Here is a 13,172-nt window from a genome sequence, read left to right as displayed (position 1 = left end):
TAAGTTGATCATAATTGTTGAAGTGATTCGATGAGTTGATTTGGGTTTGAAATTGCCTGAAGATTGCCATCGGAAAAGTCACCAACAACTAATACGATATCGGGATGAAGCTGGTTGATTCGAGCAACTCTTTCTTGACCATTCACATATCCTAAGTGTAAATCGCTAAACATCACGATCTTTAGTGATTCTAAAGGACTTTTTTGTCAATCTTTACTTTATACGTCGTATGGACAATACGATTTGTCGACGCAATCCCATAAATCAAGCAGCTTATGATTAAAACGATCGACCCTATACCAATCAGCAGCTTTCCTTTTTCAGAAATGTTGATCGTTCCTATATTCCCAGATATCCGAATGAGACTGTCAATGACGAAAAAAATTAGTGATGAGTCACAAATTAGTCCGAGCCTGTACATACCGAAAGTACCAAAGAGACCCCAATTCACTTTTTCGATTAAAAAAGCAGCAATCGTGGTCAATGAACAGAGAAGAAAAAAGAGATGCAGAAAACTGAAGTGCTATAAATACCGATACCTCCAAAAAAAAGTTTAAATAGGTTAGAAAGACGGTGTAATCGTAGAAACCAATCATAGATGTGCCTCCTTTTGCAGAGAATCAATCAACATTTTTCAATGCAGAAACCAAGTCTAGTTTTTTAAGCCGTTGGCTGACAAGAAATGTTGTACTTAACGAACTAAGCCAAACAATCATAGAGGCGATTGCGACATTAATCCAGGTGAAGTGGGCGGTGTATTCAATCGTAATGGTTGAAAAGGTGCTTACATACTGTGAAAGGAACCAACTTCCTGCAGGAATTCCAATCAGCCAGCCAACCATCGTTGTTGCAGCATTTTCAATCATGGTGATTCGGCGAAGTTCTTTTTTTCTAAAGCCAAGGACGCTTAATGTCGTATAGTCACGAGTTCGTTCAACAAAATTTAGCGTCCCTAAATTGTATAGGACAACGATGACTAACAAAACTGCAAAAGCAATGATCATTGTAAAGATCCCTCCTAGACTATCAACAAATTCATACGCATTGTCCATTTGATCTTGTCGCGCAATCGTTGATGTGATTGCAGGATTGCCGGACAATGCTTCAGCAGTTTCCTCGTCTACTAAAAGCGTCTGAGGCAGAAAAGTCCCACCAGCTTCCAGCCAAGTTTTTTTTAACAAATAAGCACCTTGGTTCGTTTCACTAGTTATGATCCCAGATACTTCAAAGCGAAATGAGCTTTCATGAAATGCAGGAAAGACTTCTATTTGATCGCCTTTTTGAATGCCCGCTCTGTTAGCAAAACCTTCTGTTAGATAAATACCGCCAGGAGTGATCAACTCATTGTCAGTTGTTTTCATATGAACAAAATCCCCTTGATCAATGATCATCAGTAAGCGATTGTAGCCGTCATCAGGTGCAAAACGGGTAGGCAAAATTTGCACCTCTTGTCCAAAGGATTCTTCCAAAAATGCTGAATCACTAGTATTTATTCGTTGATGATAAGTAAAATCCTCTGTATAAGCTTTGTTAACTAAGTGGTTGATGGATTGGGGCATGCCTAGTCCGGCTGTGATCAGCATCATACCACCAGCAACTCCGATGATCCCCATTAAAACTCTCATTTTGTTAGAAGCAGCATCGCGAAACCCCCATTTGGCTTCATAACTTAACGGGTTCCAGAAGAACGAAAGCTTTTCTAGTAACAAATGGGCACTCTTGCCTTTTGTATTCCCTCTAAGGAAGTCCGCTGGCAGGCCAGTACATGCTTGATCAGAAGCAAAATAAGCAGAAGCCATACAAATGATTAACACGAGCAGACAAATGATTAATGAAAGGGAATTGTAAGAAACTGTCCTGTGTGGGAGAGATAGAATATTCTTTTGCGTTTCTAAAACAAAATGCGAAAGCAAGGGCGCTGCTGCCAAGCCAGCGGCGATGCCAAAGCTGCCGATGATCAAGCCGAAGCTAGTGAAATGAAACCCGATTGTTCTATTTGAAAACCCCAATGCTTGAAGGACTGCGATTTCTTTTGTTTGGGTATCAATCAACCGTTTGATCGTTGTATACATTGCAAGAATTGCTAGTAAGATAAACAAGAACGAAAACATAAAGGATAGATTTCGAATTTGAGTGACGCGGCCCAAGGCTTCAGAAACTTCCGTCAAGGTTACTTGATCATAGTACGCAATATGGCGTTCCCCCATAATCGATTCAATTTCGGTTCTTAAGCGAGAGTTAGTCCCAGAGACTTCGACGACGTTAGGTAAAACGGATGTCTCCAGCATCATTTCTAAAGTCGCTTCTGATAAAATCCCGTACCATAGCGTTTCGGGTCGGGGGCAATATACTCTTGTGTACCAGTGAAGAAAAGCTTGTCAGTTGTTAAAATCATCCCTGCTATGGTCAATTCAATTTCGCGACCGTCAACCATAATCCTCAGTGATTGATTTAAGGTAAGATCATTCGCCTGTGCGTAGTCGTGATTGATCCAAACAAAGCCAGGGGATTCATGGAATGTAGTACCTTGAACGAAATAAGGCTCTGCGATAGGTTTTCCAAGTGGTGCACTAAGAGTCAAAGTGCGTTCTGATGATGAGGAAGGCGCTTGATTAGTCAAATCAGAAACTGTAAATTCGTACTGAGAGAATGTCTTTTCTATCCCATCTAGTGCTTGGATTGATTGGATATCGTTTTCAGTAAAGCCAGTACCATAAACCCAAGCATCTGCCAGACCATTTGCATCAATAAAGTTGTCCAGGCTTTTTTTCAAACCGCCCCAAACACCTTGTAACCCAACAAATACAAGGACACTTAGAAACGCCATTAAGAAGACGGAGAAGAATTGCGTCCAATTTCTTCTAAGATCTCTAACCAGTTTTATAGACAGAAATTTCATATCAAGACTCCTTTGTTTTTGCCTTCAGAGGCTTATTTTGTTCAATCGACTTGATTTTTCCGTCATGCAAATGAATAATTTTATCCGCATATTGAGCGAACTCTGCATTATGTGTGACCATCACCACAGCAGTATCCACATTCACCGCAGCTTTTTTTAATAAAAATAATATTTTTTTCCCTGTATGTGAATCTAAAGCGCCAGTTGGTTCGTCGCAAAGTAAGAGTTTTGGGGCTTTTGCCAAAGCACGTGCAATCGATACTCGCTGCATTTCTCCGCCAGATAATTGGTTAGGGAAGTTATTTTTTCTATGGGATAACCCTACAGATTCAAGGTAGTGAGAGGCTGGTTCATTATTTGTACTCAGTTGTTGTGCAATGCCGACATTTTCTAAAGCGGTTAAGCTAGGAATTAAGTTGTAGAACTGGAAGACAAAACCGACGACGTCACGCCGATAATCTGAAAGCTGTTCATCAGAAAGATGAGAGATTTCTTTTTCTCCCATGCGAAACTCTCCTTGGCTTGGACGATCCATACCGCCTAATAGGTTTAAAAGAGTGCTTTTTCCTGAGCCTGATGGCCCTAAAATGATGGTGAATTCACCCTTATTGATCGTGAGGCTCACATCATTTAATGCAATGATTTTACGATTATTTTCACCATAAAATTTATTGATATGTTTCAATTCGATCATTTTGATCCTCCTAAAGTTTTCTTGTATGTACTGTTATCTTAATAAAGCAAAAACAAAAAAACATCCGTATTATCCGAATGTTTTTTTGCGGAGTTCATCATTTGATTAAATTCAGTTTGATTCCTTCTCGAACAGCACCGATCCTTGTTTGTACGTTCAACTTATTGCAGATAGATGAAACGTGGTTTTCGACGGTTCTGCGACTGATAAATAGTTTTTTTGCGATTTTTTCATTGGTTTGTTCCTGCGAAATCAATTCTAATACTTGCCGTTCTATCTCACTTAAGAGACGCATGTCTTTTTCAAGAAAAAGGTGTTCAGGGGAAACTTTATTGCCATGGTAGACCGTTTTTATCGTTGTGATCAATTCATCATACGAAGCTTCTTTTCTCAAAAAAGCCCATATACCAAGTTCAAAGGCACGCTTATGAAGAAGTGGTTCATAAAAACCCGACAGCATAATTATTTTTGGCAAAGTATCATCAGTTAAGGTATGAATACGAGGAATCAGCTCAAAGGCATGCGTGCCCTTTAGCATCATATCGAGGAGGACAATATCAATTGACTGGTTTGCCATAGCTTGAAAAAAATCTGTTGGTTTTGTAAATGCGCCTATAATCGAAAATGAGGGCTCTTTTTGCAGCGTATTTTTGATTCCTTCAAGGACGAGTTCGTGGTCGTCTAACAATGCAAGTTTAATCGGCATAGTTTGCTCCTTCGAAAATATTTTTTGGAATTCTAAGCTGAATGGTTGTAGGTGAGTAGTGAATGACAAATCTACCCGACAATAACGAAAGCTTTTCTTTAATTACATTTAATCCGAAATGAGGACCTTTACTAAGAGAGTCTTGTCCAAAAGTTCCGTTATCACTAATTTCGAATACTACTGTATCATCCTCAACTGCATTTGTGATTATCAGTTCTGTTGCATGTCCATGCAAAATACTGTTATTGAGCAATTCTTTGACTGAGCGCAAGATGAAGTTGTTGATTTCAGGTGAATCTGAATGGATGGTTCGGTCATAGGCAAAATGTATGAGCACAGGGTGGTTTTGCTGTATTTGAACGAAAAGAGAAGCCAATGTTTTTTCTAATCCTATTTCTTGCAGAAGCAGAGGATATATATCTGAGCAAAGTTCTCTTAAATCATAAATCAATTCATCAAGCTGCTGGATGATTTTTTCTTTTGGCACTGTTTGTCTATCATTTTCAATTTGACGTAACAAGTGGATGATCTCTTGAATGATCCCATCGTGAATATAGCTTGAAATTGTCTCTCGTTCTTTTTCAACTGCTAAAAATACATCTAGTGAATTCATTGGTTCATTATGGCGACTTGCTAAATAGAATAATTCTTGTAGAAGCGGCAAAAGAGTATATATTAAAAGGAAGAGATAAAGAATAATTAGTAGATTAGGAACGTAAGCGTTAAGTTGGCTGATAAAAATGACGATTACCGTTAAAAATAGTGAGAGTATCAGATAGATCGATCTGGTTGTGATACGGTACCGAAATTTCAAGACGCGATCAATTGCTAAGCGATGGAAAATTCCTATAAAAGGCAGAAAGATAAAAAATACCAGCATATAGTAAGGTGCACTCCATCCAATAGGGAATGCATATAAATAAAGAAAAGGGGCAATACTTACAAATAGAATTACTGGAAGGTTGACTTTGGTAGCTGTTCTATGTTTTTTGTGACTTTTATTAAAAAAAGAGAAGCAATATTCGCCAAGCATCAGTAGCATCAAGCTGTAAACAAAACCGACTGCTAAATATTCAGCGAGTACATAGCCAATCTGAAAAAAAGCGGCATAACAGGTTGCTGCTAGATTTAATAGGAGGAGCAGTGCTGGAAAGATTCCTATATTGCTTATTTTATATGAGCTGTTGATCTTCAAAAATGAATTCAAGAAAAATGGAAAAGTGGATAAGGAGATAATCAAAATCACTCTACCTAACGTATTCCCAATACTTGAAGGAAACGCCGCTAAAAAAATAAACGCAAATACAAAGAGCCATAAATGAAAAAGCCGTGATCTTTTTGAAAGAAGCTGTTTTCGATAAAAAAAGAGCAAGAATAAAACTAACGATCCACTAAAAGTTAAAAGTGTAAAAAATATCGGCAGAAATGTTTTGGGCGAATCAAAGCGATAAGTGATTCGTTGCTGCTCTCTTTGGATCGTGAGTGAATTGATTTGCTCGACAACTAGCCAATTTGTTAATTGTTTATTCTCTTTTGGCAAATTTCCATCGAGCTCTACTAGCTGATCATTGATTTGCAGCGAAGTATCCGCTCCCAGACCACCATCATAAATACGTTTTATAAACCATTCGTCATTTATTTGGTAAGCCCGAATGCCTAAATATGTAGTTTGATAAATAGTGTGAGTGAAATAAATCATCAAGATTAGGTAGAAACTCCCCAGTAAGATATGCATCATTTGCCATCTATACGATTTAATCAAGTCGGCCTCCTTTTTTTTGTGAAAAATTTCAAATGAAATGTTCAATTTATCACAAGGGTGATTATCATTGGCAGCATTCTTATCCATGGACTTTGAGACGCTGGGTTACTTTAGACATCCAACATTTCCCTGTGATTTTTTATCAAATAGTGTATCAATAGTTTCAATCTGATTCAAGCGCTTTTTGAAGATTTTCCTTAACAGCACCCTAATTCTGCAATACATTGTCATTTTGTCTAAGAATTTGCATTCTATTAAAATGGCACTATGATTGGTTCCGTCATTTTTTTGCTGCAAAAAGATCGTCTTTATTTTTCCGTTTTCCAAATAATACTGAATTATCTGCGTATTTCATCTATGAGGTGGTGAAAATGGATCGATGGAAGCTGTTCAAAGACTATTGGCGATTTGCAGTTGGTGGTGCTGTTTTGATGGTGTTGCTGATCATCTGGTTTGTACCGTTCTCGCAAAAAAAAGAAACAAACTGGCATTCAATGGCAGATGCAGCAGGTCAATCGTCTGAAATGGGGAAAGGTGGAGCCCTTCAAGAAGATAGTCTTCACGATGAAGAGTATGAGATCGTTATAGATGTCAAAGGGGAAGTGCACCAACCGGGAATTTATCGCTTGAAATCAGGTGCGCGGATGTATGAATTGATCGAACAAGCAGGTGGTCTGACAGAAGAGGCGTTAGAAACAGCCATAAACTTAGCACAAGTGCTGCAAGATCAACAGATGGTGATCGTCCCTCATAAAGAGGATCAAGCGTTTATGGAGATGAATGCTTCAGGAGTAGGTGGCAGCCAAACAGCAGTGACACAAATCAATCTGAATCAAGCCAATGCGCAGCAACTGCAAGAACTGCCAGGTGTGGGTGCCAAAAAAGCAGAAGCAATCATCGCTTACCGAGAAGAATATGGCTTTTTTAAACAGATTGATGACCTAAAAAAGATCACAGGCATCGGAGAGAAGACCTTTGAGTCCTTGAAAGAGATGATTACAGTGGCGGACTGAACCAAATAAATGTAAGAAATACTAAGAAATGACGGTTGAAAATTCAAGAAATTCGATTAGAATAGAACTAATCAATGACAAAGGAGCAAACGAATGAGCAATACGAGAATTCCATGGGACCAGTATTTTATGGCACAAGCTGTATTACTGTCTTTACGCAGTACGTGTTCCCGACTTGAAGTCGGCGCTACATTAGTCAAAGATCGCCGAATCATCGCTGGAGGCTACAACGGGTCCGTCAGTGGCGATGTACACTGCATTGACGATGGCTGTTATGTTGTCGATGACCATTGTATTCGGACGATTCATGCAGAAATGAATGCCTTATTGCAATGTGCAAAATTAGGGGTGTCAACAGACAATGCGGAAATCTATGTGACGCATTTTCCCTGTCTTCCCTGTACGAAAGCAATTTTGCAAGCAGGGGTCAAAAAGATCCATTATTTGAATGACTATCGCAACAATCAGTATGCAATGGAACTGATTCAACAAGTAGGTGCTTCCGTCCACCAAGTTGAACTCGATCCGGTGTATTTTGAAAAACTTTCGTTTGGTGTGCTGAATGATGCACAACCAACAAAAAAGAACTGATTCATTTTTATTTCTTAGTATTATTTTTGCTTGTTCGGTGACTGCTTACTATCGGCAGTCCATCTTACTGGGACTCATTGCACTTTATTATTTCGGGATGCTTGTCTTAAAACGACAAGCATTTTTGTGCATGATTTGTTTTGTCGGACTGTTGCTGTTAAGTGTCCGCGTTTCTCTTTCTCGGACTGGGAACATACAAGAAGGTGAGTATCAAGGGGTAGTCAATGTGCTGCCAGACACGATCAAAATCAATGGCGATCTACTTACATTTGAAGCAAAATCCTCTGCAGGTAAAGTGATTGGCCGTTACACAATTTCTTCAGAGACTGAAAAACAGCAATGGCAGGATCGATCCGATTGGGGGAGAAAGCTGCTGGTGAAAGGATTTTTTTCTCTTCCTGAAAAACCACGAAACCGCCATGGATTTGACTATTCTGCCTATCTGGCTAGTCGATCAATTATTGGCACAGTCCATATCGAGCAAATGGTAGGTATGGAAGAAGCAGATGCAGGCTTTTCACTTGCAAAAGTTCGAGCAGATGTTATTTCTTCTGTTCAACGAATCTTTCCTGAACGCTCAGCTGCCTATATCAATGCATTGCTCTTTGGTTTTAAAGACCATGGCTTTCAAGAAGTACGTCAAATGTATCATGCTAGTGGCTTATTGCATTTCTTTACGATCTCAGGAATGCATGTCGTCTTATTTTTCAAATGGTTTCGCGGATGCTTCTGCCGATTGGGGTTTACGCAAAAAGAGATGCTGTTGCCAATGGGGGTCTTTTTCTTAGCCGTAATTGGTCTTTGTGGCGGCGGCACTAGTGTCTGGCGTGCTGTCTTGGCATTATCGGTTACTCAAGTAACAACTCTTTATCAACAACGGCTATCGGCAAGTGATCATTTTGGGATCGTCTTAACGACTCTTTTATTCGTTGATCCCAAAGTATTGCTTCAAACATCGGGGCAACTAAGTCTTTTGATGACCTTCCTGATAGTAATGCAGCAACCGATCAAATTGACGTGGTTTTGGCGTAGTCAGTTCCTCACGGTGCTGGCTGCGCCTGTCATTGCCTCGATCTTTTATGAATTCCCATTATTTGGGGGCTTTTTGACGTTTGTCTTTTTACCATTTTTTCAAATGGTTTTGCTGCCAGCCTGTTTCGTAATTTTCATTGCTGGGACACTTTTCCCAACCATCAGTGGGCTGATTGCCCTTTTTGAAGGGCTTTTGCTGCTTATGGAAGTTGTCGTGGGCGCTGTAGGAGGCGTGTCGATAACGGTGGGTGCCGTTCCTGCAGGATTGGCTGCTAGTTGTTGTTTGCTCAGCTTGCTCTGTTACCAAAAGAAACGGTGGCTGCTGGTGATCTGTTTTTCGCTTGTTGTACCAATCGTCTTTCAGAAGAATCGCGTTTTACCCACCATTAGTTATGTCGACGTTGGTCAAGGCGATAGTATCGTTTTACAGGCAGAAAAAAATCGCGAAGTTTATGTGATCGATACTGGAGGTTCTCTGTCTTTTCCGAAAGAAAACTGGCAAGAGCGCAAACGACAAGCTGCCGCGGAATCTACATTGATTCCTTTTTTGAAAGGGGAGGGAGTCAGGAAGATTACTGGTTTGTTTCTAACTCATGGGGACACGGACCATATGGGGGACGCACTAGCCTTGATGAAGGTGATCCCCGTTGAAACGTTATATCTCGTACCAGGAAGTGAACAAGATCACCGCATCGCCAAGCTATTAAACGAACTGCCTAAGCAGACAAACGTTGTTTGGACGACGATTGACCAAGTGGTGGGGGATTCCCTTCAGTTGCAAGTATTGGCACCAGAATCAGGTGCAGGACAAAACGAAGATTCGATGGTGATTAAAACCAAGGTAGGGGATAAAACATTTTTGTTTACTGGCGATCTCGAACAAGCAGGGGAAAAAAAGTTGATTCATGATTATCCGAATCTTAAAGTTGATGTATTGAAACTAGGGCATCATGGCAGTCGAACCTCGACGGCACCTGAGTTTGTTGCGGCAATCGATCCCCAATTCGGGATCGTTTCAAGTGGACGGAACAATCGGTACGGGCATCCTCATGAAGAGGTGCTTGAAACGTTGGTAAATCAGACCGTTTTGCGAACGGATCAGCAGGGCATGATCCAATTTATTTGGTCTGAAAAACAACAAACATTTTTGATAAAAACGCTGCTAGACTATCCGATAGACTAATGGTAGGATAAGAATGAAAGCGGGGGGGACGATGGAATTACAAAAAGCGTTGCAATCAATTCGAACCAAGGAGCTGCAATCGATTTATCTAGTCATCGGTAGTGAAATGTTTTTACAAGAGCAAGTTCGTGCGGCCTTTTTAGAACGGTTTTCTGTTGGGAAAGATGACCTGAATTTTGCTTCCTTTGATATGGAGAAAGATCCCCTTGATATGGTGATCCAAGAAGCCCAATCGTTGCCTTTTTTTGGCGATCAGCGATTACTTTTCGTTGAGCGGCCATTTTTCTTAACGGCTGAAAAAAAGAGCAATGTACCTGAGCATGACCTAGATGATTTTTTGACTTATATTAAAGACCCATTGGAATCATCGGTAATGGTGATTTTTGCAGATGTCGATAAATTAGATGAACGGAAAAAAATTACTAAGCAGCTGAAGAAAGCCGCAGTTGTGATTGATGTCGCACCTATGAAAGAAGCCGACGTGCGTCAGTATCTCCAACAGTCGTTGGCAAATGATGGCATCGAAATGAGCCGAGAGGCGTTTGATTTGTTTTTACGGTTAACGGATCTGCAACTATCAAAAGCGATGCAGGAGTTACAGAAACTACGGCTGTATGCAGGAAATGGCAATAAAATTACGAAAGAGATCGTCTTGCAGTTGATCCCTAAGACGTTGGAACACAATGTCTTTGAATTAACCAGCGATGTCTTAAAGGGGAACGTATCGGATGCGTTGCGCTTGTATGACGATCTATTATTGCAAGGGGAAGAGACGATCAAGATCAATGCTATCTTGATCAGCCAAGTCCGTCTGCTGTTACAGGCGGCGATTTTGATGAAAATTGGCTACCAGCAAGCCAATATCGCAGAAACGTTGGGGATTCATCCGTACCGAGTGAAGTTAGCGATGCAGCAAGCTCGGGGGTTTGGAGAAAAGCAATTAGCGGCACTATATAGTGAATTGATCGAAAATGATTACTTAGTGAAAAGTGGTCAGATGGACAAAGAGTATTTGTTCCAGCTATTTGTTTTAAAACATGGCAAACAGTAAGTCAAAAAGAAAGGCGCAGCAATCATCGATTGCTGCGCCTTTCTTAATTTGCTTATTTTGCAATTTTTTTACTTAAACGAGATTTGTCGCGACTAGCTTTGTTCTTGTGGATCAATCCTTTAGTCTCAGCCATATCGATTGCTTTAACAGCATCTTTATATAACGCATCTACGTTATCAGCACCAGCTTCAACAGCTTGATCAAATTTTTTGATTGCTGTACGCATTGTGCTTACTTGAGATGAATTCTTAGCATTAGCCGCTTCGCTTGTGCGAACACGTTTGATTGCAGATTCAATGTTTGGCATGTATTTCACCTCCGAAAAAAAAGTTCAATTACGTTTAGAAAACGTATAAATCAACACTAGTCATTATACCTAATGCCAAGAGTGATTGCAATAAAAGTTGTAAAGAAATTTTACTTAACACAAAAATTTGTTTTTTGACCGTGCTATTTTTTGCTTTATGGTTTTGAAAAATGCTTCTTTACACATTTTTTACTGAATAGTTATAAAAAGTTTACACAGAAAGAGCTTTCTATGCTATGATTACTTCGGAATTTTTAAATGGGGGAATCTATGTGAATATCGCTTTGTTTCTAACGATTGTCTTGTCATTAGGGGTGATTTTCGTCAACGGGTGGACGGATGCGCCGAATGCTATTGCAACCGCTGTCTCCACGAGAGTCTTACGCCCGAATATCGCCATTGGCATGGCAGTCGTCATGAATTTCTTAGGTGTGCTGGTGATGACGTATTTTAATGCGCAAGTTGCAGAAACCATCAGTAATATTGTGACTTTTGACTCAGGCGGGAGTTTTCGGGTCTCACAGATCGCATTAGCCGCTGCCTTGTTTTCAATTGTTGTTTGGACGGTCGCAGCTTGGTATTTTGGGATCCCAACCAGTGAATCTCACGCATTGATTGCGGGATTGACAGGGGCTGCCATGGCTCTGGGTGGTTTACATGCAGTCAACGGTGAAGAATGGATGAAAGTCTTAATCGGTCTCGTTGTGTCTACGTTAATGGGGTTTATTGGTGGATTTTTGATCACGAAACTGATCGTATGGCTCTTTCGCGATACCCAACGGCGAAAAGCCAACAAAATTTTTACGGTTGGTCAAGCCATCGCGGCTGGTGCCAATGCCTTCTTGCATGGTGCCCAAGATGGACAAAAATTCATGGGTGTGTTCATGTTAGGCCTTTTTTACAACAATCTTGCTGAAAAGACCGGCAATGGCTTTGCCATCCCACTGTGGGTGATGGTTCTTTGTTCCTTGACCATGGGGATCGGTACATCGGTCGGTGGGATGAAGATCATTAAATCAGTGGGGATGGATATGGTAAAACTGGAAAAATACCAAGGCTTTTCTGCAGATGTTACTGCAGCAATCTGTTTGTTCTTGTCTTCCGTATTTGGTATCCCAGTTTCAACAACGCACACGAAAACGACCGCTATCATGGGCGTTGGAGCGTCTCGGCGTTTTTCTAGCGTTGATTGGCGCATTGTAAAAGAAATGATCTATGCTTGGATTTTAACCTTTCCTGGCTGTGGATTGATTGCGTTTCTAATGGTCAAATTTTTATTGCTAATTTTGTGAGGAGAGAAAGTAATGGCACGAAAAAAAGGATTCGATTATTTTGCAGCAATGGAGCAGTTGGCGACGAACGGCCATTTAGCTGCCAAACGTTTTTCGCTTTTGATCAACGATTATTCTGAACGAGCATTGACCGAAGCAGCAGCTGAGATTCATGCTTTGGAAAAAGAAGGTGATAAAGTGATCGCTGAGCTAACCAATGAGTTATATGATTCATTTATCACCCCTATCGATCGCGAGGACATCCTAGTCATTTCAGAGCGTCTAGATGATATTTTGGATGGCATTATGGGACTGACTTATTTATTTGAGAATTTGGTCATTACGAAGATCCGCCCTGAAACCAACTTATTTGCTGGAATGATCGTTCAAGCGACACAAGGCGTTGAAACGGCCTTAAAAGAATTTCCTAAGTTCAAAAATTCAAAAACATTGCGTCAAATGATTAATGATGTGAATACGATTGAATCAGAAGCAGACCGTTTGTATTCAAAAATGAAAAAAGCGTTATTCACAGACGAAACGGACGTTCTTGAAATCATTAAATGGAAAGATGTTTATGATCGTTTTGAATCAATTATCAACGACACCGAAAGTGCGGTGGATATTATTGACGGTATGGTAATCAAAAACACGTGAGGAACT

13 protein-coding genes are annotated in these 13,172 nt (G+C 40.3%); 6 read left to right on the top strand and 7 right to left on the bottom strand.

Annotation, left to right across the window (positions count from 1 at the left end):
- Window positions 1-8: 8 nt before the first annotated feature.
- From IGI76_RS09155 to IGI76_RS09130, 6 genes are all read right to left on the bottom strand, one after another.
- Window positions 9-173 (bottom strand): hypothetical protein, encoded by a 165-nt coding sequence (locus tag IGI76_RS09155; RefSeq protein ID WP_005236285.1) that lies wholly within the window; start codon window positions 171-173, stop codon window positions 9-11.
- Between the two features lie 447 nt (window positions 174-620).
- On the bottom strand, window positions 621-2,288 hold the full coding sequence (locus IGI76_RS09150) for an FtsX-like permease family protein (RefSeq protein WP_438792258.1): 1,668 nt from the start codon (window positions 2,286-2,288) through the stop codon (window positions 621-623).
- 5 nt (window positions 2,289-2,293) lie between these two features.
- Entirely contained in the window at window positions 2,294-2,899 is a 606-nt protein-coding gene (locus tag IGI76_RS09145) for a hypothetical protein (RefSeq protein ID WP_438781414.1), read from the bottom strand.
- A gap of 1 nt (window position 2,900) precedes the next feature.
- Window positions 2,901-3,593: an ABC transporter ATP-binding protein gene (locus IGI76_RS09140; protein WP_086299492.1), complete on the bottom strand. Its 693-nt coding sequence runs from the start codon at window positions 3,591-3,593 to the stop codon at window positions 2,901-2,903.
- Between the two features lie 97 nt (window positions 3,594-3,690).
- Window positions 3,691-4,299 carry a response regulator transcription factor gene (locus tag IGI76_RS09135; protein WP_005236276.1) on the bottom strand — a complete coding sequence of 203 codons (609 nt, stop codon included), beginning with the start codon at window positions 4,297-4,299 and terminating at the stop codon, window positions 3,691-3,693.
- Window positions 4,289-6,061 carry a sensor histidine kinase gene (locus IGI76_RS09130; RefSeq protein ID WP_430599404.1) on the bottom strand — a complete coding sequence of 591 codons (1,773 nt, stop codon included), beginning with the start codon at window positions 6,059-6,061 and terminating at the stop codon, window positions 4,289-4,291. The genes IGI76_RS09135 and IGI76_RS09130 overlap by 11 nt, the downstream gene beginning before the upstream one ends.
- A 371-nt stretch (window positions 6,062-6,432) precedes the next feature.
- Between IGI76_RS09130 and IGI76_RS09125 the strand changes: the two genes are divergently transcribed.
- The 4 genes from IGI76_RS09125 (at window position 6,433) to holA (ending at window position 10,931) form a co-directional block, all read left to right on the top strand.
- The gene (locus tag IGI76_RS09125) at window positions 6,433-7,074 is read left to right on the top strand and encodes a helix-hairpin-helix domain-containing protein (protein ID WP_333719215.1); all 642 of its coding nucleotides are present in this window, start codon (window positions 6,433-6,435) and stop codon (window positions 7,072-7,074) included.
- A 93-nt stretch (window positions 7,075-7,167) separates the two neighbouring features.
- Complete coding sequence (locus tag IGI76_RS09120) at window positions 7,168-7,665, top strand: ComE operon protein 2 (RefSeq protein ID WP_005236270.1); 498 nt, start codon at window positions 7,168-7,170, stop codon at window positions 7,663-7,665.
- Window positions 7,637-9,880 (top strand): DNA internalization-related competence protein ComEC/Rec2, encoded by a 2,244-nt coding sequence (locus tag IGI76_RS09115; protein ID WP_333719214.1) that lies wholly within the window; start codon window positions 7,637-7,639, stop codon window positions 9,878-9,880. Before IGI76_RS09120 ends, IGI76_RS09115 begins: the two co-directional genes overlap by 29 nt.
- Before the next feature lie 31 nt (window positions 9,881-9,911).
- Entirely contained in the window at window positions 9,912-10,931 is a 1,020-nt protein-coding gene (holA, locus tag IGI76_RS09110) for a DNA polymerase III subunit delta (protein WP_333719213.1), read from the top strand.
- 52 nt (window positions 10,932-10,983) lie between these two features.
- Here the strand turns inward: holA and rpsT are convergent, their stop codons facing one another.
- Window positions 10,984-11,238, bottom strand: a complete 255-nt coding sequence (rpsT, locus tag IGI76_RS09105; RefSeq protein ID WP_005230162.1) for a 30S ribosomal protein S20 — start codon at window positions 11,236-11,238, stop codon at window positions 10,984-10,986.
- A gap of 236 nt (window positions 11,239-11,474) precedes the next feature.
- Between rpsT and IGI76_RS09100 the strand changes: the two genes are divergently transcribed.
- Window positions 11,475-12,530, top strand: coding sequence for an inorganic phosphate transporter (locus IGI76_RS09100; RefSeq protein ID WP_005236263.1), 1,056 nt, complete (start codon window positions 11,475-11,477; stop codon window positions 12,528-12,530).
- A 12-nt stretch (window positions 12,531-12,542) separates the two neighbouring features.
- Window positions 12,543-13,166 carry a DUF47 domain-containing protein gene (locus tag IGI76_RS09095; RefSeq protein ID WP_008381351.1) on the top strand — a complete coding sequence of 208 codons (624 nt, stop codon included), beginning with the start codon at window positions 12,543-12,545 and terminating at the stop codon, window positions 13,164-13,166.
- Window positions 13,167-13,172 lie beyond the last annotated feature (6 nt).

This window comes from Enterococcus sp. DIV2449a (assembly GCF_051711225.1).
GTDB classification, from domain to species: Bacteria; Bacillota; Bacilli; order Lactobacillales; family Enterococcaceae; genus Enterococcus_D; species Enterococcus_D casseliflavus.
The sequence above is the reverse complement of the archived record's forward strand: the minus strand, read 5'-3'. Positions and strand labels throughout refer to the sequence as shown.

Excerpts from the sequence above, each read along its gene's own strand:
- IGI76_RS09120 (WP_005236270.1), top strand. The coding sequence starts at position 7,168 with ATGAGCAATACGAGAATTCCATGGGACCAGTATTTTATGGCACAAGCT.
- IGI76_RS09150 (WP_438792258.1), bottom strand. The coding sequence starts at position 2,288 with ATGCTGGAGACATCCGTTTTACCTAACGTCGTCGAAGTCTCTGGGACT.
- rpsT (WP_005230162.1), bottom strand. The coding sequence starts at position 11,238 with ATGCCAAACATTGAATCTGCAATCAAACGTGTTCGCACAAGCGAAGCG.
- IGI76_RS09100 (WP_005236263.1), top strand. The coding sequence starts at position 11,475 with ATGATTACTTCGGAATTTTTAAATGGGGGAATCTATGTGAATATCGCT.
- IGI76_RS09155 (WP_005236285.1), bottom strand. The coding sequence starts at position 173 with ATGTTTAGCGATTTACACTTAGGATATGTGAATGGTCAAGAAAGAGTT.
- holA (WP_333719213.1), top strand. The coding sequence starts at position 9,912 with ATGGAATTACAAAAAGCGTTGCAATCAATTCGAACCAAGGAGCTGCAA.
- IGI76_RS09135 (WP_005236276.1), bottom strand. The coding sequence starts at position 4,299 with ATGCCGATTAAACTTGCATTGTTAGACGACCACGAACTCGTCCTTGAA.
- IGI76_RS09125 (WP_333719215.1), top strand. The coding sequence starts at position 6,433 with ATGGATCGATGGAAGCTGTTCAAAGACTATTGGCGATTTGCAGTTGGT.
- IGI76_RS09095 (WP_008381351.1), top strand. The coding sequence starts at position 12,543 with ATGGCACGAAAAAAAGGATTCGATTATTTTGCAGCAATGGAGCAGTTG.
- IGI76_RS09140 (WP_086299492.1), bottom strand. The coding sequence starts at position 3,593 with ATGATCGAATTGAAACATATCAATAAATTTTATGGTGAAAATAATCGT.
- IGI76_RS09115 (WP_333719214.1), top strand. The coding sequence starts at position 7,637 with ATGATGCACAACCAACAAAAAAGAACTGATTCATTTTTATTTCTTAGT.
- IGI76_RS09145 (WP_438781414.1), bottom strand. The coding sequence starts at position 2,899 with ATGAAATTTCTGTCTATAAAACTGGTTAGAGATCTTAGAAGAAATTGG.